Source organism: Winogradskyella ouciana (assembly GCF_965284585.1).
GTDB classification, from domain to species: Bacteria; Bacteroidota; Bacteroidia; order Flavobacteriales; family Flavobacteriaceae; genus Winogradskyella; species Winogradskyella ouciana.
Map to the genome: position 1 here is coordinate 1,740,127 of NZ_OZ260095.1, position 25,084 is coordinate 1,765,210.

At 35.5% G+C, this 25,084-nt stretch carries 28 protein-coding genes; 15 read left to right on the forward strand and 13 right to left on the reverse strand.

Going from position 1 to position 25,084, the window contains the following annotated elements; all coding sequences use genetic code 11:
- Positions 1-75: 75 nt before the first annotated feature.
- On the reverse strand, positions 76-864 hold the full coding sequence (nadE, locus tag ACQ65V_RS07540) for an NAD(+) synthase (RefSeq protein WP_430467452.1): 789 nt from the start codon (positions 862-864) through the stop codon (positions 76-78).
- An 84-nt stretch (positions 865-948) separates the two neighbouring features.
- Between nadE and gldB the strand changes: the two genes are divergently transcribed.
- Together gldB and gldC are read left to right on the forward strand one after the other, a co-directional pair.
- Positions 949-1,911, forward strand: coding sequence for a gliding motility lipoprotein GldB (gldB, locus tag ACQ65V_RS07545; protein WP_430467453.1), 963 nt, complete (start codon positions 949-951; stop codon positions 1,909-1,911).
- Positions 1,911-2,246: a gliding motility protein GldC gene (gene gldC, locus ACQ65V_RS07550; protein WP_273288943.1), complete on the forward strand. Its 336-nt coding sequence runs from the start codon at positions 1,911-1,913 to the stop codon at positions 2,244-2,246. Before gldB ends, gldC begins: the two co-directional genes overlap by 1 nt.
- Before the next feature lie 19 nt (positions 2,247-2,265).
- Here gldC and ACQ65V_RS07555 read toward each other — a convergent pair whose 3' ends face one another.
- The 11 genes from ACQ65V_RS07555 to ACQ65V_RS07605 all read right to left on the reverse strand — a co-directional run bounded on the left by ACQ65V_RS07555 (position 2,266) and on the right by ACQ65V_RS07605 (position 11,508).
- Positions 2,266-2,985, reverse strand: a complete 720-nt coding sequence (locus ACQ65V_RS07555) for a hypothetical protein (protein ID WP_430467454.1) — start codon at positions 2,983-2,985, stop codon at positions 2,266-2,268.
- Positions 2,986-3,354: 369 nt separating this feature from the next.
- Positions 3,355-5,082 (reverse strand): amidohydrolase, encoded by a 1,728-nt coding sequence (locus ACQ65V_RS07560; protein WP_430467455.1) that lies wholly within the window; start codon positions 5,080-5,082, stop codon positions 3,355-3,357.
- 72 nt (positions 5,083-5,154) lie between these two features.
- A complete protein-coding gene (locus ACQ65V_RS07565) occupies positions 5,155-5,592 on the reverse strand; it encodes a hypothetical protein (RefSeq protein ID WP_430467456.1) in 438 nt (145 codons plus the stop codon).
- A 42-nt stretch (positions 5,593-5,634) separates the two neighbouring features.
- Positions 5,635-6,282, reverse strand: coding sequence for a DUF2459 domain-containing protein (locus ACQ65V_RS07570; RefSeq protein ID WP_430467457.1), 648 nt, complete (start codon positions 6,280-6,282; stop codon positions 5,635-5,637).
- 77 nt (positions 6,283-6,359) lie between these two features.
- Positions 6,360-6,746, reverse strand: a complete 387-nt coding sequence (locus ACQ65V_RS07575; RefSeq protein ID WP_430467458.1) for an SRPBCC family protein — start codon at positions 6,744-6,746, stop codon at positions 6,360-6,362.
- A 68-nt stretch (positions 6,747-6,814) separates the two neighbouring features.
- Entirely contained in the window at positions 6,815-7,465 is a 651-nt protein-coding gene (locus ACQ65V_RS07580) for an SGNH/GDSL hydrolase family protein (RefSeq protein ID WP_430467459.1), read from the reverse strand.
- Complete coding sequence (locus ACQ65V_RS07585) at positions 7,452-8,054, reverse strand: hypothetical protein (protein WP_430467460.1); 603 nt, start codon at positions 8,052-8,054, stop codon at positions 7,452-7,454. Before ACQ65V_RS07585 ends, ACQ65V_RS07580 begins: the two co-directional genes overlap by 14 nt.
- Positions 8,051-8,554: a nuclear transport factor 2 family protein gene (locus ACQ65V_RS07590; RefSeq protein WP_430467461.1), complete on the reverse strand. Its 504-nt coding sequence runs from the start codon at positions 8,552-8,554 to the stop codon at positions 8,051-8,053. Before ACQ65V_RS07590 ends, ACQ65V_RS07585 begins: the two co-directional genes overlap by 4 nt.
- Positions 8,555-8,656: 102 nt before the next feature.
- On the reverse strand, positions 8,657-9,424 hold the full coding sequence (locus ACQ65V_RS07595) for a hypothetical protein (protein WP_430467462.1): 768 nt from the start codon (positions 9,422-9,424) through the stop codon (positions 8,657-8,659).
- 234 nt (positions 9,425-9,658) lie between these two features.
- A complete protein-coding gene (locus tag ACQ65V_RS07600; protein WP_430467463.1) occupies positions 9,659-10,594 on the reverse strand; it encodes a hypothetical protein in 936 nt (311 codons plus the stop codon).
- 188 nt (positions 10,595-10,782) lie between these two features.
- The gene (locus tag ACQ65V_RS07605; RefSeq protein WP_430467464.1) at positions 10,783-11,508 is read right to left on the reverse strand and encodes a hypothetical protein; all 726 of its coding nucleotides are present in this window, start codon (positions 11,506-11,508) and stop codon (positions 10,783-10,785) included.
- 190 nt (positions 11,509-11,698) lie between these two features.
- Between ACQ65V_RS07605 and ACQ65V_RS07610 the strand changes: the two genes are divergently transcribed.
- Complete coding sequence (locus ACQ65V_RS07610) at positions 11,699-12,313, forward strand: DUF4230 domain-containing protein (RefSeq protein WP_430467465.1); 615 nt, start codon at positions 11,699-11,701, stop codon at positions 12,311-12,313.
- Here the strand turns inward: ACQ65V_RS07610 and ACQ65V_RS07615 are convergent.
- Complete coding sequence (locus tag ACQ65V_RS07615; protein ID WP_430467466.1) at positions 12,308-12,613, reverse strand: rhodanese-like domain-containing protein; 306 nt, start codon at positions 12,611-12,613, stop codon at positions 12,308-12,310. The genes ACQ65V_RS07610 and ACQ65V_RS07615 overlap by 6 nt on opposite strands.
- Positions 12,614-12,659: 46 nt before the next feature.
- Here ACQ65V_RS07615 and ACQ65V_RS07620 point away from each other — a divergent pair, with 46 nt between their 5' ends.
- From ACQ65V_RS07620 to paaZ, 12 genes are all read left to right on the forward strand, one after another.
- The gene (locus tag ACQ65V_RS07620) at positions 12,660-13,229 is read left to right on the forward strand and encodes a TetR/AcrR family transcriptional regulator (RefSeq protein ID WP_430467467.1); all 570 of its coding nucleotides are present in this window, start codon (positions 12,660-12,662) and stop codon (positions 13,227-13,229) included.
- A 137-nt stretch (positions 13,230-13,366) separates the two neighbouring features.
- A complete protein-coding gene (locus ACQ65V_RS07625) occupies positions 13,367-14,440 on the forward strand; it encodes a 2Fe-2S iron-sulfur cluster-binding protein (RefSeq protein ID WP_430467468.1) in 1,074 nt (357 codons plus the stop codon).
- A gap of 71 nt (positions 14,441-14,511) precedes the next feature.
- Positions 14,512-15,468 (forward strand): 1,2-phenylacetyl-CoA epoxidase subunit PaaA, encoded by a 957-nt coding sequence (paaA, locus tag ACQ65V_RS07630; protein ID WP_430467469.1) that lies wholly within the window; start codon positions 14,512-14,514, stop codon positions 15,466-15,468.
- Positions 15,469-15,565: 97 nt separating this feature from the next.
- Positions 15,566-15,856, forward strand: a complete 291-nt coding sequence (gene paaB / locus ACQ65V_RS07635) for a 1,2-phenylacetyl-CoA epoxidase subunit PaaB (protein WP_430467470.1) — start codon at positions 15,566-15,568, stop codon at positions 15,854-15,856.
- 148 nt (positions 15,857-16,004) lie between these two features.
- Entirely contained in the window at positions 16,005-16,760 is a 756-nt protein-coding gene (gene paaC, locus ACQ65V_RS07640; RefSeq protein ID WP_430467471.1) for a 1,2-phenylacetyl-CoA epoxidase subunit PaaC, read from the forward strand.
- 156 nt (positions 16,761-16,916) lie between these two features.
- Positions 16,917-17,417: a 1,2-phenylacetyl-CoA epoxidase subunit PaaD gene (gene paaD, locus ACQ65V_RS07645; protein ID WP_430467472.1), complete on the forward strand. Its 501-nt coding sequence runs from the start codon at positions 16,917-16,919 to the stop codon at positions 17,415-17,417.
- A gap of 83 nt (positions 17,418-17,500) precedes the next feature.
- A complete protein-coding gene (locus ACQ65V_RS07650) occupies positions 17,501-18,283 on the forward strand; it encodes an enoyl-CoA hydratase-related protein (RefSeq protein ID WP_430467473.1) in 783 nt (260 codons plus the stop codon).
- 43 nt (positions 18,284-18,326) lie between these two features.
- Entirely contained in the window at positions 18,327-19,262 is a 936-nt protein-coding gene (locus ACQ65V_RS07655) for a pyridoxal-phosphate dependent enzyme (protein WP_430467474.1), read from the forward strand.
- Positions 19,263-19,324: 62 nt separating this feature from the next.
- Positions 19,325-20,521, forward strand: a complete 1,197-nt coding sequence (locus ACQ65V_RS07660) for a 3-hydroxyacyl-CoA dehydrogenase NAD-binding domain-containing protein (RefSeq protein ID WP_430467475.1) — start codon at positions 19,325-19,327, stop codon at positions 20,519-20,521.
- Between the two features lie 76 nt (positions 20,522-20,597).
- Positions 20,598-21,005: a PaaI family thioesterase gene (locus ACQ65V_RS07665; protein ID WP_412561615.1), complete on the forward strand. Its 408-nt coding sequence runs from the start codon at positions 20,598-20,600 to the stop codon at positions 21,003-21,005.
- Between the two features lie 69 nt (positions 21,006-21,074).
- Entirely contained in the window at positions 21,075-22,283 is a 1,209-nt protein-coding gene (gene pcaF, locus ACQ65V_RS07670; RefSeq protein ID WP_430467476.1) for a 3-oxoadipyl-CoA thiolase, read from the forward strand.
- A 231-nt stretch (positions 22,284-22,514) separates the two neighbouring features.
- Positions 22,515-25,052 (forward strand): phenylacetic acid degradation bifunctional protein PaaZ, encoded by a 2,538-nt coding sequence (gene paaZ, locus ACQ65V_RS07675; RefSeq protein ID WP_430467477.1) that lies wholly within the window; start codon positions 22,515-22,517, stop codon positions 25,050-25,052.
- Positions 25,053-25,084: the final 32 nt, after the last annotated feature.

Below are 25,084 nucleotides of genomic sequence, written 5' to 3' on the forward strand. Positions count from 1 at the left end.
ATTCAAGGGGATTTGCTGCGCAAAAATAACTAAAAATTAAACGATTTAAGCAATTTAATCGATAAACGGCAATATTTACCTTAAATCTTTAGGAATTTCGCAAACCGGAATTGGAATCATTTTGTGCTGATTACGAGTATTATAGCTCGTAAAAATCTCAAAAGCTTCACGCTGTCTTCCTGTAAAGTTATCAGCTGTTTTACCTTCGTCTTTCATCTTCATGGCCCATTCTAACTCCGGATAAGATGCTCCGATTTGGTCTTCATCACTTCGAGCATCACCAAACAGACCATCGCTAGGAGCTGCGTTCATGATGGATTCTGGTACTTCTAAATAGTCACCAATTTTATAAACTTCAGATTTCAGTAAATCTGCAATCGGACTTAAATCCACACCACCATCACCGTATTTTGTAAAAAAACCAACACCAAAATCCTCAACCTTGTTTCCTGTGCCAGCAACTAAGAGTCCTAAGAGACCTGCATGGTAGTAAAGTGTTGTCATTCGCAATCGTGCTCTAGTATTGGCCAATGCCATATCAACAGTTTCTTGTTTACCATCTAAACTGACTTCGGTTTTAAATTCTTCAAAAACAGGTGTTAAATCCACTCGAGAATCACTAACATTAGGAAAGCGTTTTTTTAGCTGAGCAATATGTTCTTGCGCTCTTGTAACGTGACTAGCCGCTTGGTGAATAGGCATTTCTATACACAAAAGGTCTAAACCAGTTTTGGCGCAAAGGGTTGAGGTAACGGCAGAATCAATCCCACCAGAAATACCAATAACAAAGCCATTGACCCTAGCTTTGGTAGCATAATCTTTTAACCAATCTACAATGTGATTTACAACCTTTTCTGTTTGCATAATGTTTATAATTTAAAGCAAAGAAACGTACCTTTGCACAACAAAAATAACGGAAACGTGTTAGGATTAAAAATGTTTTGTAAAATGTCATCGAGAATTTACATACTCTTAATGTTTGGGCTCATTTTACTGTCTTGCGGAGAAGATTCTAAGCTTGAGAGCGAGATTGAAAAAATTGAAGTAGATTTTGTTGTAGAGCGTTTTGATAAGGCTTATGAAAATGCGACGGCAAATGATTTGCCAAAACTAAAACGAGCATATCCATTTTTGTTTTCTAAACATGTACCGGATTCTGTTTGGATAAAAAGAATCAACGATACATTACAAGGTATGCTATTGAATGAAGTGAATAAGGCATATCCAGATTTTACGGATGAAAAGGAAGACTTAAGAAGCTTGTTTAAACATTTAAAGTATTACGATAAAACGTTTAGCACACCAAGAGTGGTTACCTTAACAAACGATGTGGATTATAGAAATAAAACCATTGTAACAGACTCGTTATTGCTTATCGCTTTAGACAATTTTTTGGGCGAGAATCATGAGTTTTATCAAAACATACCAAGGTATTTAGCTGCAAATATGCAAAGCGACCAAATTGTACCAGAAGTGGCGGAAGGCTATGCAAAAAAATATACATTTCAAACAGATAGAAAAACCCTTTTGGATGAAATGATTTATTTCGGGAAATTGTTATACTTCAAAGATGTTATGATTCCTTTTGTATCTGATGCAGAAAAAATTGGTTATACAGAGCAACAGTTAAAATGGGCTGAAGCCAATGAAAGTTCTATTTGGAGTCATTTTATAGAAAACGAAATGCTTTACAGTACAGATAGTAAGCTTCCTAGTCGTTTTATTGCGGATGCACCTTTTTCAAAATTTTATTTAGAATTAGACAACGAATCTCCTGGGAGATTGGGACAATACATAGGTTGGCAAATTGTTAGAGCTTATGCCGAAAACACTGAAGAAGATATTATGCTTATTTTGCAAAAAGAACCTGAAGAAATTTTTATAAAATCAAAATTTAAACCAAAAAAGTAATGGCTAAAACCATAAAATCTAAAATAGAACTAAACGTAGAACTCGACGAAAATCGTGTGCCAGAAAAATTGAAATGGTCTGCACAAGATGGAGGAGTTAATAATGAAGAGGCTAAAGCTATTATGTTATCCGTTTGGGATAGTAAAGCACAAGAAACATTAAAGATTGATCTATGGACTAAAGATATGCCTGTGGATGAGATGAAACTATTTTTTCATCAAACTTTAGTCACTATGAGTGATACGTTTTTACGTGCTACCCAAGATGAGAAAATGACAGCGACGATGAAAGACTTCTGCGATTATTTTGCTGAGAAATTAGAATTGAAAAAATAATAGCTCATTACCTCTAACCTTAAGATTTATAAAAGGGTACAGTATTGAAGCAATTGGTTTCCTGTGAATTGGCATAATCTGGATTTTGTCTTTTAAAACGCATAAATTCTGTCGTGTCATAGACTTCCCAAATGGTTAACTCGTTATGTTTTCCGGCTTTGGATTTTAAATCAATTTTATGCTGGGCGATCATCCTATCCACAACCTCCCTATCTCCAATTCGCATTTTTTTACTTGAGCTATGACCCTTGTTTATGTGCTTCACTATCCAATAAAACCTTACGTTTCTCACAGGCTGTTCCTTTGTGTCAGTAATAGGTAGTGTTTTGCCTTCGGCTTCATTAGTAAGCGTAATTTCATTGATTGTAGTGGTTTTTTCTGAATCAGTATCCACTATTGGGTCTTCTACTGTGTTTAATGCTTTGTGCCTTAATAAAGTGATAATAATAAGTTTGTCCTGTACCTTAACTTCAGTAACAAATCGTCCATTAGGAATTTTAGCTAAAGGGATTTTGGCTTTTTGCTTTTCAACAATAAAGGTTTTTTCAAATGTATTGTTATAAATATTAACCTTGGAAATATCGAATTCGCTTTCGAGTAGTAAGCTGTCACCAGATGCGTTTAAAGAATGTTTTAGGTCCTTAGCTCTAAAATTAATATTCTGTATAAGGCTAGACTCTTGACCAAAGATAAGGGTCGTCAAAAACAGACATGCTATTCTGCAGATACTTTTCATCATAAGTAGGTTTTTGTTTTGGGGAACAAACAATATTCCAAAATGCTTTACGAACTTTCGAATATCTGAGACTAAAAATATAAACGAATGCGGTTTTTTAAATACTACTTAGTTATATAACGTTTTTTTAAGATAAAAGACCTAAGCTATCGTCATAAAACCAAAAACTATGTTGAAAGAAATTCTCTTTTTGCTGTTTTATGAAGATTATGTTTGGTTATTAGACGTTCATGCCTAATGCTTAAAAACCGATAACATATTAGTAAAGTTTTGGTAATACATTAGTGTAAAAAGCATTCTATTTTTGTAGCGATAGTAGTCACTATTAAACATTAGTTAGGCCTTCATATGAGAAGGAAACTAGTGTTTTTTTTATTTTTTGTTGTCATACACTACCTTTCCATCAAAAATAGTCATCACTACTTTGGTGTCTAGAATTTTTTCTTCTCCAACTGTCATTATATCTTGATCGTAAATGGTAAAATCGGCAAGTTTACCTACACTTATCGAACCTTTTATATGATCTTCAAATGCACCATAAGCTGCATCTAAAGTGTAAGATTTTAAGGCTTGTGCTCTTGTCATTTTTTGCTCAGGTTCATAACCACCTTCAGGAGTACCTTTTAAAGTTTTTCTACTGACACTAGCGTAAAAACTTGCAATAGGATTTATTGGCTCTACAGGAACATCTGTTCCGTTTACTATTGGCACTCCACTTTGTAACAAATCTTGCCACATATAAGCACCTTCCTTTATTCGCTTTTCGCCTAGACGATCAATCGCCCAAGGTCTATCGGAAGACATGTGTACAGCTTGCATTGCAGGTATGACATTCATTTCTGCAAATCGTGGAATATCTTCCGGATGTAAATGCTGTGCATGCTCTATCCTGAACCTATGATTGTTAGCCATATCTGGTAGCTCCTTAAAAGCCATTTCGTATCGATCTAGAATTTCTCTATTGGCACGATCGCCAATGGCATGTGCACATACCTGAAAACCATGTTTAAGTCCATTTAAGGAAGTTTCCTTTACAAATTCCATAGGCAAAGTTTCATGGCCAAAATGATCTGGTCGGTCTGAGTACGGTTCTAAAAGCCATGCACCACGCGAGCCCAAAGCACCATCACAGTTTAATTTTACGGACCTGATGGTGAAGAGGTGATCTTCATCTACCATAATGCCTTTTTTATACCAATCGTTAAGTAAGTCTTTTTCCCACCCTGTAAGCATCGCATAAATACGTGTATGCATTTTACCTTCGGATTTCATTTTTTCGTAAAGCGCTATGGTTTCTCTTCCAATGCCAGCATCATGAAAACTGGTAATGCCATTTTTATGACAAGCTTCAACAGCCAATTGAAAAGCTTTGGCATCTGATTGTGATGTCTTTTCTGGAATGTGCTGTGTAATTAATGTTTGTGCACGCTCATTAAAAACACCTGTTGGTCTGCCAGAGGCATCTACAAGTACTTCGCCACCTTCAACTTCGTATTTTTTTACGCCATCTAAAGCTAAATTTTGCAAACCTGCTATTTCCATAGCCTTAGCATTGGCAAAACCTGCATGTCCACTTGCGTGCTTTAAATAAACCGGATTATCTGGTGAAACCTCACTCAATAAATGATGTGTTTGAAACCCATGAACCGTTTCTGCAGGCATGCTATCCCATTTGCTTTGGTGCCAACCACGACCTACAATCCACTCACCTGGCTGAGCTGTTTTTACGCGTTCGGCCACAGCATCAACAATAGCTTGGTAGCTAGTCGTATTCATAAGATCTAAATTGAGTTCATTATAACCCAAGCCCATAAAATGTCCATGGCCTTCAATAAGACCAGGTGTCATGGTTTTACCCTTTAAATCTATAAGTTTTGTTTGCTCATTTTTATAGGTTTCAGCTTCTTCTAGACTTCCTGCAAATAATATTTTATTGTCATTGGTGGCCACAGCTTCTACAGTTACTGAAGTGGAATCTACAGTATAAATCGTGCCTCCATAAATAAGCAATGTTGCCGTTTCTTGTTTAGGGTTAGAACAAGCTAAAACACAAAGCAGAATTAAAAAGGCGCTAGAAATCTTAAAAAATCTTGATATCATAAAGGATGGTTTTTTTAGTGGGATAAGTTACAAATATTAGTACGAATTTGCTAGGTTGAATTATGTATAATCTTAGCTGCAATTATTTTTAATCTTATCTAGCGCCTTAGGAAATGTGCTCTTCATAAAATCCAAATGCTCATCCATAACATCTATTTCAACAGCGAGTGTGTTACTGTTCTTTCCTTCTGCAAGTCTGTAAATTTCAGAAGCTCCAGACCATATCTTTGTTTCGTCATCTATGGGTTGTTCCTTGCCGTTTACTACAGTTCCGATATGCTTAAATTGTATAACTTCATTAGGAACGTGTTTTTCAACAATACTATAGATGCCACTTTTATCTGGTGCGAGAAATAGTACGGTACTGCCTTCTTTCCAGTTGTCTGTCACAGCGTATGAACCCTCAAAAAAAACGCTTACCCAATCGCGATAAGAGTCGTTATCCCAGAGTGCATTCCATATTTTGGATTTTTCCGCTTTAATATCTATTGAGAAGTGTAGTCTGTTCATTGTTGTTTGGTTGGTAAACCATAGCCATTTGGGTTATAGTTCTTATTTGTACTTATTTAATAATCCAAAGTCAAAAGGCGTCCAAAGACAAGATTTTAACCCACTTTCCTTAAATCCTGTATTTACCCAGCTGTTGCAAGTATTAAAACAAGAATAGTTGCCATTGGCCTTGTAAAAATCATCGATTGGTGAATAGCCTTTATCTTTTAGCATAATCTTTGTGCCGTCTGTTTTGGTTTTAAAAGTTTTAAGTAAATATGAATTGAGTTTTTGTAGCTCTGCGTCATTCACTTTTATTTCTACCCAGTCTGTTCGTTGTTTTTTATATCGTGTTACGTGAACTAATGTTGTGCTTTTTAAAAACATCGCTCTAGTGGCATTACTAAGGGTTAAATCTCCCCAAGTAGGTGTGTTGATGTAGAAATTCTCATCTCCCCAACCAAATGATAAATAGTTTTCGTTTTGATAATGTCTAATTCCGGATAAGACTAAACTATCTATATTCTTTATTGGTATAATAATATCCAAATGAACGCCATTTGTACCCAAAAATATGGTCTTATCGCCATTAGTAGCAATTTCATTTCGGTCTATTGTTATAAGTGTCAGAATCAAAGAAATTAATAGGTAACTTACAGGGATGAGTAAAAGGTAGAGAACCCATTTAAATATTTTTTTTGTTATTCTCATATAAAGACTTCACGATTATTCACTCATTGCTTTTCAACAAAAGCCTTAAACTGTCTCAGCCATTTTTCAGCTGGTTTTTAATACATGCTCGGAAACAGAATGGCGATAAGTTTTGGCATTACCCAATCAATGCGCGTGTACTCATACTCATATTCGTAACGGGTTTGGTTATCATTTAATGCAGTAAAATTACATTTCATGGTGTTGTCCATATGTTTATGATGGTAATGGGCTTCAAATGTGTGCGGTAATTCGTTTTTGGTTATGGTTTCAGTTAACTCCATGTCATGTTTGCCATGTTTGTAGTACATCTTGGCAATGGCTCCTGTTTGACCTTCATCACCACTTACATGTACCTTTTTTATAAACCCATCTTGATATTCCTTAAGGTTTTTTGGGTCTGCAAAAAGCTCAGTAACTTTATCTAACGACTGGTTAATGTCTATAAATCCTTTTTGTTTCATTCGGCTGATGTTTTAATAGTCAAAATCCCGTTCTATTTCAATTCCATTAGAGTTATAAAGATATTATATTATTTGTTGAACAAATAGTTTACAATAACTTCAGCAGCTTTTTGACTTCCTTTTAATGAGGGATGAAAACCGTCATTAGAGTAATAATCGAAATTCTCTGTTGTGTCAAAATAAGCTTTCCAAACTTCACCAACAGGAAGCAAAATGGCATTATTTAATCGTGATGCTTCCCTGTGGTTTTTAATAACACCATCAAAAGTTTTGTAATAGGTCAGTGAAGGCCAAACCATAAAATAACACAATTGCGCACCATTTTCTTTACACAAAACACTGTACTTTTTGCCGTAAATAACTAAAATATCTTTACCAAAATCTTTGGAAGAAGGTCCTTGTTGTACTATAACAAAGTCATATTGTTTTGTTTCTATTTCTTTTTGAACTGATCTATCGTTCCAATGATCTATTAAGGCATAGTTTGGAAAAGCTATCATTTTGGTTTCAATGGTTATGCCTTTTTCCTTAGCTGACGTTTCTACGAGCTTAGGAAGATTATTAGTATAAGTAAGGCTGTTGCCAACAAATAGAATTCTACTAGGATTCTTTTGAATTGTTTTTGTTGATTTGGATTTGCCAGCTAAAGAACAACCACAAAAAGCACTAAAAATGAAAAGTGCATAGATGATATTTTTTATGCTACTAATCCTTTGCATCGTTTGTATTGGGGTTTTTTACATCTATTGTAATAAAGCAAACCAATGTACTGTCCTTAGTGCGTTTTAGATCTGCTAAAAAGTGTTGGTCGCTTCCATTAATGAAATTTCTGCCCATAGTACCAGTATATTGATTGAAGTTAATGTCGTAGGCTTCTGGTTTGGCTCCAAAAACAGTCGTGTGGATATGACGATTGTTTTCCGAACTACCATAATCTCCTGGTAAAATAGTTTCTATATAAATTCTACCTTCTATGTTTGAATATGCATGACCACTGAGTCTTGCGGAAGATTCATCTCCATTATCTACAGGTTCATAATCTCCTTCATTATTGGTATGGTAAAATCTCACTTTTTGATTCGGTAAATAATCCTTATTGGCTTTGTTCACAAGAGTGGCACAAACCAAAAGTTTTTCTCCAGGTTCATCGTTATCTGTAATGTGTAGTTGGTGGCGACCATCTAATTGTTGAAATTGACTTAAAGTTGCATTTTCAGAATCAGATGTTTCGGAAATAGTTGGGTCAGGACCACATTGCAAAAGCAAAAGGCAGAAAACGAGAATGGGTATGTGTTTTAGCGCTTTCATTCTTCAATAGGTTTGTTTGTAGATGTAACACAATCAATTTTCCATTGGTCTCCATATTTTTTGTAAATAGCTGTCCAAGCAAAATGTGTTTGACCTTCCGTAGGATTTCCGTTTTCGTCTTCATGGGAAACGGCAACAATCTTATCTACAATAGTATATGCCATTGAGCCATCATCTGAAAACTTAATAATAGGATCAGACACATCGTCCCATTTTAAAAACTCTACACTTGAAAAATAACCATGATATCTAGAGATGGTTTTGTCTTTTTTTGGAGAGCTTATCTCGCCTCTATTTACTGAAATGAAATTTTTGGAAAGTTGATTGGCAAATGCAATGGAATCTTTATTGAAATGATAATCGCGTTGGGCATTGTGCATTTTTAGAATTTCCTCTTTTTCTGACTCAAAATCTACTTTTTTCTGGTCATTGCAAGACGAAAATGTAAATGCAACTAAAGCGAAAATTGAAAATAGCTTTAACAGTGTTTTAGCTTTCATAATTTGGTTATACTTAGTGCAACTAAGTTAACCAAAAGCTAAAAATTTGCGCTTTATTTGACAAAACTTTGTGATTTGCTGTTAAGGAGTCTAGGATTTCTACTATTGCAGCGCAATTAGATTTTTAGTAGAAGTATAGTAAGGTGCTACATTAAAAAAGTCTGATGATGTAGAGTTGATATAGTTTGGGTCTGCAACTTGATTTTTCATAAACTCAGAAGAATTATAGACTTCCCATACCGTCAATTTATTTCGTTTTCCGAAATCAGTTTTTGCATCTAGCTTGTTTTTTGAAATCATTTTTTCGGCGACATTCTCACTGACTAATTTCATGCTTTTATAAGAATTACTTCCATTACAAACCTCAAGAACTATCCAATAAAATTTTTGCTTTTTGTTGACAGATTTTTTTCTCTTTGATCCTGTTAAAAGGAATTCGACACTAATTTTCGGCGAGTTTTTTATAACGTTAAATTCTTCATCTAGCATCATTCCATTGCCTTCAATAATATCATCTTTATTAAGAGCACTATCTGTATCTTCCTCTAATTTTTGGTGCTTTATGATATGCATTTCTACAATTTTATCCACTAATTGTACATCTACCACAAATTTACCTTCAGGCAAATCTTGTAACGGTATTAGAGAATGAAAATCCTCTATCTCGAAAGTTTCTTCATAATCTTCATTATAAATATCAACTTTAACAATTTTGCTTTCACAAATGAGATTTAAGCTATCTCTACTCTCATTAAGACTGTGTTTGAGTTCTTTAACTTTTGGATTAAAGTTTTTTAGTAATGTTACATTTTGGCCATAACCTATAAGTGTTGAAGCCAACATAAGCAGTGTGTATATTTTAATAGCCATAATATTCACATTTTAGATATGAGGGTATGTAATCTTCAGACTTAAATCAAAAAAAAAAAAAAAATGACTTAGCTGTATTATAAAGTTAAAATGATACTAATGAGGTGGACTATTTTTAGGATGTCTTACATTTTTTTTAGTTGATTCACTTTCAATTACGATGTAAAGCAGAAAAAAGAGATTATTATAACCTAAAATACAAGCATTTAACAGTAAAATTTACCGTTAAAGAATTCATTTTGATGAGGTGTAATAAGGCGATACGTCAAAAAGGTTAGACACTGCAGAATTGATATAGTCAGGGTTTTCAGCTTGCTTTTGCATAAACTTAACCGTGTCATATACTTCCCAAACCGTTAATTTATTTAGTTTCCCCTGATTTGTTTTGCTTTCAATTTTGTGCTTAGCGATTATCCTATCAATCTCACTTTGAGAGACCAATTTCATGCTCTTTCTAGATGTAGTTCCGCTATTTACAATATGGGCAATCCAGAAAACCTTATTGCTGGTATTAGGTTTTTTGGCTTTCCAGTTTAACATACCGGACAAACTGGTTTTTGGTTTGGGTATCAGATTGGTGTTACCCTCATTAAGCACAACAGAATCAATGATTTCAATTTCTTCTTTCTCAATTATTGGTTCTTGTTCATTAACTAAAGTAAGTTTAATTTCAGGCTTAGGTATGGTGACTGTGATAATATCTAGATTTAATTGTTCAGAAAACTCTGGAAGTACATCTAATGTTGCGAGGCGTATATTTTGAAGGGATTTAACAATTGGTAAACCTATGGCTTTTGGTCTCGCCTTAGCTATTTCAATAGGTTTTACTTCAATAGGTTTTGCTTTTATGGTGTCGTGTCTCTGTAAGGTCATTAATATGCGCTTGTCAATCATCTTAGCCTGTACAACCAACCTTCCTAAGGGTGTTCCGTGTAATGGAATTTTAACTTCGTTGCTGCCAACTTGGACAAGTTTTTCATAATGCTGATTAAAAATCTCTACGCTGTAGATCGTTCTTTCACTTTGTAGTATTAGACTATCTCCATCTTTATTCAAGCTGTGCTTTAATTCTTTAGCCCTGTAATTGATATTTTGTAATAGCGTAGATTTCTGGCCGTATGTAAGCATAGCCAAAGACGTAAAAACTAATAGCAGAAAGTTTTTAAGCATCAAAAAATGGATTAATTGAATATCGCTAAATAAATTTGAGGAAAAGCAATATTGTAATTAACTAAAATACAGCATTGTGCAGAATGTAAATTAAAACTTAAGATACATTGCATTTTTTTTAGCTGAGTAGCTATACTGCTCGTTGTAATGCAGAAAAACGGGATTTAAAAGCAGTGTGTTCTATTGGTCTATTGAACAATAACATCGTGATTTGGTGAAACGTAATACGGGTCAACATTAAAGAATTTTGATTTAGATGTGTTGAAATATTTAGGGTTTCTCAATTGTTTGCGCATAAACTTTGAGGTATTATAGACTTCGTAAACAATTAACTTATTGTTTTTACCAATTTCAGTACTTAATTCTAGTTTGTTTTTTGAGATCATTTCAGATACAACTTCCTTGCGCTCTAAACTCATAGACTTATAGGACCCAGAGCCGCTATTGCTTTCATATACAACCCAGTAACTGACAACAGGTTTCTTTTCAGGTTTTGTTGTTGTCGTTTTTGGGCTCTCTAATTTTTTTTCCTCAAGAATGGTTGAGGCAATTGTAGGCTCGTCGCTCACATTGAGCTCAGTCTTTTCTTTAAAGAATTCGTGCCTTTCAAGATACATTACAATGCGTTTTCTGTCTAACCTCGCCTGAACAATAAATTTACCTAGAGGTAGAGTGCTAAGGTCAATTTTGGTTTCATTGCCGTTTACATCAATGCTTTTCATGTAATCATCATTGAAAATATCTACCTGGCTGATGGTTTTTTCACTCCTTAAGGTTAAGCTATCACCTTCTTTATTGAGAATTTGTTCCAACCCTTTAGCTCTTTTATTTGCGTTTTTTTGGAATGTTGTTTTTTGTCCATAAATACATACAGAGAATAAAGTAAATACTAGAATGCTGAGGTATTTAATCATCTTAAATTTATTAGTAGAACAAATGAAACTGTAATTTAATACAAAATACTTAGAGTTAAACCTGTCGATTAACTCTATGTGATCAATTGTTAATTCATATGGTTGTTGTCTGTTGACAGAATAATAGAAAAATAAACAATTCAAATAGTGCGTTAGGTGCATTTACAACTTTAAATATTTAAATTAGCATATGCGAAAAATATTATTTGGAGTCATTATTACATTAGTTGTTTTGTTCACTTTCAAGTATTGTGGTGATAGAAAAGAGGATAAAATTATTCTTCAAGAAAACACGGCTTTAATACAAGAGCAAATTAAAAACGTAGGTAAGCTAGTAGTTACCGAAGGGCATTTTAGTGAGGTGTTTAGCTATAAAAATTCCAAAGCGCTTTTTGGTAATTTTATTGAAGCGGAAAAGAAAGCGCTTATAGTTGTTAATGCAGATGTTACCATTGCCTACGATTTGAGTAGAATTGAATACCAAATTGATGAAGCCACCAAAACATTACGGATTTTAAGTATTCCAAAGGAAGAAATAAAAATAAGTCCAGATTTTGAATATTACGACATACAAGCAGATTTTTTAAATCAGTTTGAAGCAAACGATTACAACGAAATAAAAGAAACCGTCAATACCTCTTTAATGAAAAAAATTGAAGCTTCTGATCTAAAATCAAACGCAAAGAATAGGTTAATAAGTGAGCTTGCTAAATTCTACATTCTCACAAATTCTTTAGGCTGGACATTAGAGTATAATGAAAACCCGATTAGGTCACCAGAGGCATTTCAAGACATAAAATTATAGTTTATTCTTTAAATTCACCCAACCACCACCATTGGTTGCTTCGATATTGTGTAGATTTAAAAACTTGGCAGCTTTGGCAGAACGTACACCACTAGCACAACATGCAATAATGGGTTTGTTAAGTTTTTTTACTTCTTCAACTCTGTCATTTAATTCGTCAATTGGAATATGAATAGAGTTTTCGATATGCCCAGCATCCCATTCACGTTGACTTCTAACATCTAAAATAACAGCTCCGTTTTCTAAAAATTCTTCAACTCGACGCTTCTTGGCGCCAAAAATAAAATCTAAAAATCCCATAGGTTCTTTTTGTTTAAATTTACGAATAATAAAAGACTATAGTTTTTTGAAACAAGAAACACGTAAAGAAGAAATTATAAGAGTAGCTGCAAAACTTTTTAAAGAAAAGGGGTATAGTGCAGTAACTATGAGAGACCTTGCTTCAGAAATGGGAATTAAAGCAGCGAGTCTTTATAACCATATTAATTCAAAGCAAGACATATTAGATACTATAATAATCTCTTTAGCAGAAGAGTTTACTGAAGGTATGCATATTATTCAATCTTCTAGGGAGAATTGCATTGGGAAGTTGAAACAAATTATACAATTGCATGTAAGGATATCTAGTCAGAACATTTATGGGATGGCGTCATTAAATAATGATTGGATGCATCTTAAAACAAAGCGCGATTATTATAAGAAATTACGTGTGGATTATGAGGACGATTTTAGGGGCATTCTTAAAGAAGGAATTGCATCTGGCGAGATTGTAGATGTTAACCCAGAAGTTATGATGTTTTCTATATTAACAACACTTAGATCACTTTACATTTGGATTCCAAAAAAGGAAGATTTAAACCTTGAGGAATTATCTAATACACTCAATCAAATTTTGATAGATGGAATTAACAAATAGTTGAAAATAAACTCCTCAATACAGAGCATTGAGGATTCAATTTAATTGTCATGCCCATGGATATGGGAATCTGATTTAAATTTCTTAACTTTGTCATGTAAACTAACAATTGTTAGTTTGTTAATCTTTAACAGGAAATGGCAGAATTTCACAACTTAAGAGTTGCAGATATATATAAAGAAACTGAGGATACTTCAGTGGTGACTTTTGATGTTCCTTCGGAATTGCAGGAAGAATTTAAGTTTAGACAAGGTCAGCATTTAACCCTCAGGGCAGATATTAATGACGAAGATGTTAGGCGTTCATATTCATTATGCTCATGCCCAACGGAAAGTAAATGGCAAGTTGCCGTAAAGAAAATTCCAGGAGGGAAATTTTCAACCTTTGTTAATTCAGAACTAAAAGCAGGAGATGCACTAGAAGTGATGGCACCAAGCGGAACTTTTGGTGTGGATTGCAATCCAAATAAAGCTAAAAACTATCTGTTTTTTGCTGCTGGAAGTGGTATAACACCTGTTTTGTCAATGATAAAGGCACATTTAAAAGCAGAACCTAATTCTACATGCAAGCTTTTTTATGTGAATAAGACAGCTAAATCCATTATCTTTAAAGAAGAACTAGAGCAACTTAGAAATACCTACTTCGGTAGACTTGAAATATATTACTTCCTAACTAAAGAGCGTCGGGATATAGAGTTGTTCAATGGTCGTTTTGATGATGAAAAAATGCAGGTTTTAACAAAGACATTCATAGATATTCCAGATACAAGTGAAGTCTTTTTGTGCGGACCAGAGCAAATGGTAGAATATGTGAGCAACTATTTAATAGAGGCAGGTTTGCCGAAAGAATTTGTGCATTTTGAGTTGTTCGTAAAAGGACTGTCAGATGAAGACATAAAACGAGCTGAGCGTTTAGCGCAGCAAAATGTAGAAGGAACTGAAGTTACTATAGTAGATGGCGGTAAGGAGTTTTCTTTTACTATGACTAAAGAATACGACAATATTTTGGATGCAGCACTTGGAGCTGGAGCAGATTTACCATTTGCATGCAAAGGAGGCGTATGTAGTACATGTAAATGTGAAGTCAAAGATGGCTCAGTAGAAATGAAAATAAACTATGCTTTAGATGATAAAGAAGTGTCACAAAACTTAGTTTTAAGTTGCCAAGCTGTACCAACTTCAGATAAAGTAGTGGTCGATTTTGACGTTTAAATATATTGAAAAAAGAAAAATAAGTTTCACTAGCTAAAAGCGAAGAGCTAATAGCCAAAAAGCTAAAAGAAATGAGTGATGAACAAATAAAAAATCTCGAAGAACAATTTGAAGCACGTATAGCACGTGACGAAAAAATTGAACCTAAAGATTGGATGCCAGAGAAGTATCGCCAAACCCATATTCGTCAAATGTCTCAGCATGCGCATTCTGAAATTGTAGGTATGCTGCCAGAAGGCAATTGGATTACAAGAGCACCGTCTTTAAGACGAAAGGTGGCTTTGTTGGCGAAAGTACAGGATGAAGCTGGTCATGGATTATACTTGTACTCAGCAACTGAAACTCTTGGCATTTCTAGAGATGAAATGTATGAGCAATTGCACACAGGTAAAGCAAAATATTCTTCAATATTCAATTATCCAACTATTACATGGGCAGATATGGGAGCTATTGGCTGGTTAGTAGATGGAGCCGCAATTATCAATCAAGTACCATTGTGTAATACGTCTTATGGACCTTATGCTCGTGCGATGATTCGTGTGTGTAAGGAAGAAAGTTTCCACCAACGTCAAGGTTTTGAAATCATGCTAAAACTATGTAATGGCACACCAGAGCAAAAAGAAATGGCTCAAGATGCCTTAAACCGATGGTGGTGGCCAAGCTTAATGATGCTTGGGCCAACAGATGCGGAATCTATTCATACGGAACAATCTATGAAATGGAAATTAAAACGTAAGTCTAATGACGATTTACGTCAGCAATTTATAGACCAAACGGTTCCACAAGCAGATATTTTAGGACTTACAATCCCAGACCCAGACTTAAAATGGAATGAAGAACGAGGAAGTTATGATTTTGGGGAAATCGATTGGGACGAGTTTTGGCAAGTGGTAAAAGGCCATGGTCCAATGAATAGAGAAAGAATGAAGGCAAGAGTCGGAGCATGGGAACGCGGAGAATGGGTTAGAGATGCAGCAATGGCTTATGCAGAAAAGAAACAAAACAGAAAAGAAAAACAAGCAGTGTAATTTCATCGTTAGTTCGAGTGATTTTTTACTAGATTGAGCGAAGTCGAAATCAATGAAAATTGTATCGAGAACAAGATGAAATAATAAAAACTAAATTATGTCTGACAAAAAAAACTGGCCACTTTGGGAAATCTTCGTTAGAAGTAAAAACGGATTAGAACACAGGCATTGTGGAAGCCTGCACGCTACAGATGCAGAAATGGCACTAGAAAATGCGCGAGATGTTTATACTAGAAGAAATGAAGGTGTTAGCATTTGGGTTGTAGAATCTAAAAATATCACAGCCTCAAATCCAGAAAACAATGGAGAATTATTTGAACCTGCTCAAGACAAGGTCTATCGTCACCCAACATTTTACGATTTACCAGATGAAGTGAAGCACATGTAAGAAAAACTCTGTTTTGTCATGCTGAACTCGTTTCGGCATCTCATCAAAAGAAGAAACTAAATGTCACCTTGAGCATTGATAGAGATGAAATAGAAATTTCATTAAAGCACGTTGCGAAGCAATACGAAAGGTCTCAATTGAAGTAATCATGAAAAACGAAAACTTATACAATTATATCCTTGGAATAGCAGATAATAGCCTAATTCTCGGACAAAGAATGGGAGAGTTGTGTGGTCATGGACCTACATTAGAAACTGATATTGCCTGCACCAATATATCTTTGGATTTATTTGGGCAAGTACGCAGCTATTTCCAATATGCCAGTAAGATTGCTGGTGATGGTAGAACGGAAGATGATATTGCCATGCTGCGTAAAGAGAGAGAATACATCAATGTTTTACTTGTAGAACAACCAAATACTGATTTTGCATACACTATGGCACGTCAATTTTTATTCGACGTTTATCATTTAGCCTTTTTAGCGGAACTACAAAAGAGTGCAGATTTAACACTTTCTGCTATTGCTAATAAAAGCATCAAAGAAGTGAGCTATCACGAACGTTTTTCTTCAGATTGGGTAAAGCGTTTAGGTGATGGTACTGAAGAAAGTAAAGGTAAAATGCAAGAAGCGATTGATGCGTTGTGGACCTATACGGATGAATTATTTCATCAAACTGAAGCAGATAAAGCTATGATTGCAGAAGGTATTGGCGTAGATGTTACTAAATTAAAAGATAGCTATTATAGACAAGTCAGTGAGCTTTTAGAAGAAGCAACACTTCAGGTACCTGAGTCTAAGTACTTTCAAAAAGGAGGTAAAGAGGGTATTCATACAGAGCATTTAGGGTATATGTTAGCTGAATTACAATACATGCAACGCACTTACCCAAACATGGAATGGTGATAAATTTTTGATTTGTCATCCTGAACTTGATTCAGGATCTCATCAATTGAAATTAAGTGTTACTCTGAGCGCAATCGAAGAGTCTCATTGAAAATAAATAAATCGTCACTTCGAGTGATTTGTGAGGAACGAGCAAATTGTATCGAGAAGTAAAATATGACAACAACAGAACAAAACATAGACTCAAAATTAGTTGAGATTTTAGAAAAAGTCTCTGATCCAGAAATTCCAGTACTATCCATAATGGATATGGGAGTCGTGCGTTCTGCTGTGATAGAAGATAACACGGTAAAGGTCCAAATTACACCAACCTACAGCGGCTGTCCTGCCATGGATGTCATTGGTGATGATATAAAAGCGGCTTTAAAAGAAGCAGGGTATAATTCAGAAATCGAATTAATCTTGCATCCAGCTTGGACGACCGATTGGATTACACCTAGAGGACGAAAAGCATTAGAAGAATACGGAATAGCAGCACCTTTAGATGCGGAAGCAGATAAAGATGTTTTATTAAATGGAAAACGAATAGTAAAATGTACTAATTGCGGTTCGCAAAACACGCGTTTAGTAAGTCAGTTTGGTTCAACAGCGTGCAAAGCACAATTTCAATGTGAAGATTGTCAAGAACCGTTTGATTATTTTAAGTGTTTAAAATAATAACGTCATTCCGAGCGAAGTGAAGGAATCTCTTGGTGAGATTGCCGCGTCCTTCGTCCTCGCAATGTCAATTAAATATTAAGATGAAAGAAAGTATACTACTAAAAATAGAGAACCAGGTAGCCACAATAACACTAAATAGGCCTGAAGTATTCAACAGCTTCAACCGTGAAATGGCATTAACCCTTCAGGATATCCTAGATGATTGTGAGAGAAATACTGAGGTAAGAGCAATAGTCCTAACAGGAAACGGAAAAGCATTCTGCGCAGGTCAAGATTTAAAAGAGGTGACTTCCCCAGAATTAAACCCAGGATTCAAAAAAATTCTTGAAGAACATTATAATCCCATCATCACAAGAATCAGAAACATTAAGAAACCAATCATCGGAGCTATTAATGGAGTGGCAGCTGGTGCAGGAGCCAATATTGCATTAGCTTGTGATATTGTCGTTGCGCACGAAAAAGTAAGTTTTATTCAAGCTTTCAGTTTAATCGGGTTAGTGCCAGATAGTGCTGGTACATTTTTTTTGCCGCGCTTAATTGGTTTTCAAAAAGCACAAGCATTGGCAATGTTAGGAGATAAAATTTCAGCTGAAGACGCAGAAAAAATGGGAATGATATATAAATCAGTTCCTTTAGAAGAGTTTGAAGAAACATTATCTAAACTAGCAATTAAACTGGCCAATATGCCAACAAAAGCATTAGGTCTTATTAAAGAGTTATTTAATAAGTCAATGACAAATACTTTGGAGGATCAGTTGGCATTAGAATCAAAATTACAAATAGAAGCAGCAAGCAGTAATGACTACGCAGAGGGAGTTGCAGCATTTATAGAAAAACGTAAACCTAATTTTAAAGGGAATTGACAGTTTATTGTCATCCTGAACTCGTTTCAGGATCTCATTACATATGAATAAACAAACCCTCATACAAACTCAAAACCGAATAAAACCATTTATTCACCAAGCACCTGTGTTAACATCACAATTATTGAATGAAAAAGCTGGTTGTAATTTGTTTTTTAAGTGTGAGAACTTTCAAAAAATGGGTGCGTTTAAAATGCGAGGAGCAACCAATGCTATACTATCGTTATCAGAAGATGAAAGACAAAAAGGAGTAGTTACACATTCGTCTGGTAATTTTGCACAAGCAGTTTCATTAGCAGCACAAAAATTAGGTGTAAAAGCCTATATCGTTATGCCAGAAAACGCACCTCAAGTAAAAAAAGATGGTGTAAGAACTTATGAAGGTGAAATTATAGAATGTGAATCAACACTGCAAGCGAGAGAAGCTGCAGCCAATAAAGTTAGAGAAGAAAAAGGTGCGTCATTTCTGCATCCATCAAATCAAGATGAGGTGATTTACGGCAACAGTACAGCTGCTATGGAGCTGTTAGAAGAACAACCAAATTTGGATGTCATTTTAGTGCCAATTGGTGGTGGCGGACTTATAGCAGGTACAGCTTTAGCAGCATATTATTTTTCAAAAAACTGTAAAGTCATTGGTGGTGAACCGATAGAAGCTGATGATGCTTATCGTTCTTTAGCTTCGGGTAAAATTGAAACTAATAAGGGAGCAAACACCATAGCGGATGGGTTGAGAACACATTTGGGAAATAGAAATTTTCCAATTATAAAAAAGCATGTCGATAAGATTATTCGTGTTGAAGAAGATGAAATTATAACAGCTATGAAACTCATTTGGGAGCGTATGAAGGTGTTAGTAGAACCATCAAGTGCAGTACCTTTTGCAGCGGTATTAAAGAACAAAGAAGAATTTAAAAATAAAAATGTCGGAATCATTTTATCTGGCGGAAATGTAGATGTGACAAACCTGCCCTTCTGATTAATTGAAGGATTGTCCCCTTGAGGGGACTTTAGGGGTGTTTTCAAAATGAAAAATAAAACATGAACGTAGGAATAATAGGAAGCGGAACAATGGGAAGCGGCATCGCTCAAGTAGCGGCTACTGCTGGTTGTACTGTAAAATTATACGATACCAATCAAGCTGCTTTAGACAAAGCCAAAACAAGTCTTGAAAAAATATTAAGTCGTCTTATTGAAAAAGGTCGTATTGATAGTAATGAAAAATCTAGAGTCCAATCTAATATTTATTATGTCGATAACTTAAAAGATTTATCAGATTCAAACCTTACTATCGAAGCGATTATTGAAAATCTTGACATCAAACAAAAGGTGTTTTCAGAATTAGAAAGCTACGTGGCAGATGATTGTATCATAGCATCAAACACATCGAGTTTATCAATTGCATCTATCGCAGCCTCATTGCAAAAACCAGAACGTTGCATCGGAATTCACTTTTTCAATCCAGCGCCATTAATGAAATTAGTTGAGGTAATTCCTGCGATTCAGACCTCAAAAGCTGTTTTGGATACATCTGTTGAAACTATTAAGAATTGGAAAAAAACAGTAGCCGTTGCAAAAGACACACCTGGATTTATAGTGAATCGTGTTGCAAGACCATTTTACGGTGAATCATTAAGAATCTATGAAGAAGGTATAGCCGACCTGCCCGACGGTCAGGCGGGTTTTGCAACCATTGATCACAGCTTAAAAACACTAGGAGGATTCAGAATGGGACCTTTCGAGTTGATGGATTTTATAGGTAATGATGTCAATTACACAGTAACTGAAACCGTATTTAAAGCCTTTTATTTCGATCCAAGATACAAGCCAGCTTTCACCCAAAAACGATTTGCAGAAGCAGGTTATTTAGGTCGTAAATCTGGAAAAGGTTATTACGATTATGACGAAAATGGAAAGAAGATTGAAAGTGATAATGTCACTCTGAGCGCAGTCGAAGAGTCTCTAAAAGAACAAATTTTCAATCGTGTATTAGTCATGCTAATCAACGAAGCGGCAGACGCCTTGTTTTTAAACATAGCATCCGCAGAAGATATTGACAATGCCATGACAAAAGGTGTAAATTACCCAAAAGGATTATTGGCTTGGGCAGACGAAAAAGGCATCGATTGGTGTGTGAGTAGAATGGACGAACTGTATAACGAATATCACGAAGATAGATATCGTTGCAGTCCACTGTTGCGAAAAATGAATAAAGAAAATAGAACATTTTTTAACTAAAATGTCATTCAGAGCGAAGCGAAGAATCTCTCGATGAGATTGCTACGTCCTTTGTCCTCGCAATGACAAAATAAATATGAAAGGAGAACAAATCCCACATAAAATGTTAAGTCAAGATGCTTACAGCACTTGGCTCGGAATTGAAATCCTAGAATGTGAAATCGGACGATGTAAAGTCGGAATGACCATTAGAAAAGAAATGCTCAATAGCATGAACAAAGCACATGGTGGAATCAGTTATTCATTAGCAGATACAGCATTTGGTTTTGCGGCAAATACGCATGGTAAATATGCAGTTTCTATAGAAACGAGTATTAACCACATTGAAGCATTAAATGAAGGCGATTTTTTGGTTGCTGAATCTGTGATTGAAAAAGTAAATAACAAATTAGGGTTTAATATCATCGAGGTAAAACGAGGCGAAGAATTAGTAGCGCTTTTTAAAGGCGTTGTATATAGAACTCAAAAAGACTGGGAAGAATAAAATGAATTTAAGGTTTTACGAATTCAGATTTGGAATCGTAATTCGAAAATTAAAAAGCGTAAATCAAAAATGGAAGCATATATAATAGACGGAATTAGAACACCAATAGGAAATTACAAAGGAACACTATCAGCTGTTCGTGCAGACGACTTAGGAGCCATTGTGATTGAAGAAATTGTAAAACGAAATCCTAACATTCCAAAAGAAGCTTATGACGATGTCATTATGGGCTGTGCTAACCAAGCAGGAGAAGATAATCGGAATGTAGCACGTATGTCAGCTTTGTTAGCAGGATTGCCATTTACAGTTCCTGGCGAAACCGTAAACCGTTTATGTAGTTCGGGTTTATCAGCAATCATACATGCCAATAGAGCTATTAAGACAGGAGATGGTGACCTTTTTATTTCAGGTGGAGTTGAAAATATGACGCGTGGACCATACGTTATTGCAAAACCTTCAAGTGCCTTTGGTAACGATTCAAAAATGTACGATTCTAGTTTCGGATGGAGATTCGTTAATCCAAAAATGCACGAAATTTACGGAACCGATGGTATGGGAGTGACCGCCGAAAATTTAGTAGAAAAATATAATATCTCAAGAGAAGACCAGGATAAGTTCGCTTATTGGAGCCAAATGAAGGCGACTAAGGCGCAAGAAAATGGAAGACTTGCAAAGGAAATTGTAACGGTTGAAATTCCACAACGCAAAAAGGACCCAATTAAATTTTCTGAGGATGAATTCATTAAACCTAATACCTCATTAGAAGTTTTAGGTAAATTAAGAGCAGCCTTTAAAAAAGAAGGCGGAAGCGTAACGGCTGGAAATTCATCAGGTTTAAACGATGGTGCAGCAGCTACAATTGTTGCTTCAGAAGACGCAGTAAAAAAATACAATCTAAAACCATTAGCAAGAATCGTAAGCTCGGCAGTGGTTGGGGTAGAGCCTAGAATTATGGGCATCGGTCCGGTAGAAGCTTCAAATAAAGCACTCAAAAAAGCAGGCTTGACTTTGGATGATATCGATATCATCGAGCTTAACGAAGCTTTTGCTGCACAGGCATTGGCATGTACACGAGAATGGGGACTTGCAGATGATGACCCAAGGTTAAATCCAAATGGTGGATCTATTGCGATTGGGCATCCACTTGGCGTTACCGGAGCAAGACTAGCATATTCCGCAGCTTTAGAGTTGCAAGAGCAAAACAAGCGCTATGCATTAGTAACTATGTGTGTTGGTGTAGGTCAAGGATATGCTGCTATTATTGAACGAGTAGAATAGAAAATAGACCGCTACGCTCATAGAATATAGAATATAGATAGCAAGAGGTGGTCGTTGAAATGCAGAATATAAAAATCAAATCGTTAAGAATTTCTGAAGCCTTGGAAGAAATTTAGATTTTATTTTTGGTTTTCAAGCTTGATTAGAGATTGAAAAATTCCTCATTTCAACTTGAATTTTTGGTTCGTTTTGTTTCAAGACAAAATGAACATAAATAAAAACAAATACGAAATGAATAAAATACCGCATTATATATTAGGTTCATGGACAACAGGAAAAGAAGAAGGAACACCAATTTTGGATGCAGTCACTGGCGAAGCCTTTACAAGCGTTGCAATTGAAGGTCTCGACATTCCTGAAATCCTGAACTACGGAAGAACAAAAGGAGGAGAAAAACTTCGGAAAATGACGTTTCAAGAACGTGGAAACATGCTTAAAAAGTTGGCATTATATCTCACTAAAAGAAAAGATCAATTTTACGATTTAAGTTATAGAACAGGTGCCACACGAGTTGATAGCTGGATAGATATCGAAGGTGGTTTTGGTAACTTATTCGCAAATGCATCGTTGCGAAAACTATTTCCTAATCAACCTTACCACGTAGAAGGCGACCCAATCGATTTGTCTCGTGGTGGACGCTTTATGGCACATCACATTATGGTGCCTAAACGAGGAGTTGCAGTACACATCAACGCTTTCAATTTCCCGGTTTGGGGCATGTTAGAAAAATGTGCGGTAAACTGGATGGCAGGAGTGCCTGCGGTTGTTTTGCCTGCGCCTTCATCGTCTTATTTAGCCGAAGCTGTAGCAAGAACAATTATCGATTCAAAAATACTACCAGAAGGAGCTCTTCAAATCATCAACGGAACCGTTAAAAATATATTAGATACAGTTGAATCCCAAGATGTGGTCACTTTTACAGGTTCTGCTTCAACAGGTCGATTGCTAAAAGCACATCCAAGATTAATTGAAGAATCCGTGCCATTCACTATGGAAGCTGATTCGCTTAATGCATCAATTTTAGGAGAAGACGCTAAACCTGGTACACCAGAATTCGACCTGTTTATTAAAGAGGTTCGAAAAGAAATGACCGTAAAATGTGGACAAAAGTGTACCGCAATCCGAAGAGTTATCGTTCCAGAAAATTTAGTTGAAGACGTTCAAATCCACTTAGGAAAAGCATTGGATAAAGTCACGATCGGAGACCCAAGGTTGAAAGAAGTTAGAATGGGTTCTTTGGTCAGCCGTCAACAAGTTGAAGCCGTAAGAGATTCAGTAAATGATTTAGCAAAAGAAGCCCAAATCGTTTATGGAGATTTAGATAAAATTGAAACCATCGGAGCAGATGCGCAAAAAGGTGCGTTTATCAGTCCGATATTATTACGAGCAGATCATCCATTTCAAAATACAATTATTCACGAACGTGAAGCATTTGGTCCTGTAAGTACCATAATGCCTTATAAGAATTTGGATGAAGCCATTCAATTGGCACAAATGGGTAAGGGCTCGTTAGTATCTTCAATTGCTACAAATGACGATAAAATTGCTAAAGAATACACTATAAACGCGGCATCGCATCATGGACGCATTTTAGTGATTAATCGTGAAATGGCAAAGCAAAGTACAGGTCACGGTTCACCATTACCATATTTGGTACATGGTGGTCCAGGACGAGCTGGTGGTGGAGAAGAAATGGGAGGCATGCGAGGTATTAAGCATTATTTGCAACGTACAGCTATTCAGGGATCGCCAACAACAATTACTGAAATCACTGGTATTTATCAACAAAACGCAAAGTATAAAGAAGCGGAACAACATCCTTTTCAATATCATTGGGAAGATATCGAACCAGGAATGTCCCTTAAAACGCATAAGCGTACTTTAACTGATACGGACATCATTAATTTTGCAAATCTCACTTGGGACCATTTTTATGCCCATACGGATATTACATCTTTAGATGGCAGTATTTTTGAAAAACGAACGGCTCACGGCTATTTCATAATTTCGGCCGCAGCAGGTTTGTTTGTATATCCGAATAAAGGTCCTGTCGCTGCAAATTATGGCTTGGACAGTATTCGGTTTTTACGACCATTATATCATAACGATACGATTTACGTGCGCTTAACATGCAAAGAAAAAGTCGATAGAGATGTGGCATCAACAGAGCATCCAAGCGGAATCGTAAAATGGCATGTTGAAGTCTTTGATGCTAATTTTGAAAACAGACCAGAAAGCGAAAAAACTGAAAAGGATAGTCCGTTAGTTGCTGTAGCCACAATTCTGACAATGGTTCAGAAAAAACAGGAAACTTTTGTAGAAATGACTGACGAGAAAATAGATGAATTACTATCAAAGTTGAAGTCAGACATGACACCAGAATGGGGAATCATGACACCACAACACATGGTTGAACATCTGGAATACACTTATAAAATAGCTTCAGGCGAAATTCAAGATTTTGATGTGAATACACCAGAAAAGATTTTGGAAAAGGTACACGCGAGTTTGTACAACTACGACAAGTTCCCAAAAAACACCAATTTCCCATTATTAGAAAAAGATACCTTAGATGAATTGAGGCATTCCGATTTAGAAACGGCAATTGAAAAATTTAAAGAACAACGTAAAAAATATCTAGAGTATTTCAAAGAAAATCCAGAAGCCAAATTAAATAATATGGTATTCGGAGAAATGAATAAATATGAGTGGTATTTACTCGAAAGAAAACACTTAAACCACCATTTTGAACAATTTGGATTAATATAGTTTTGTCATTCCTGCGAAGACAGGAATCCACA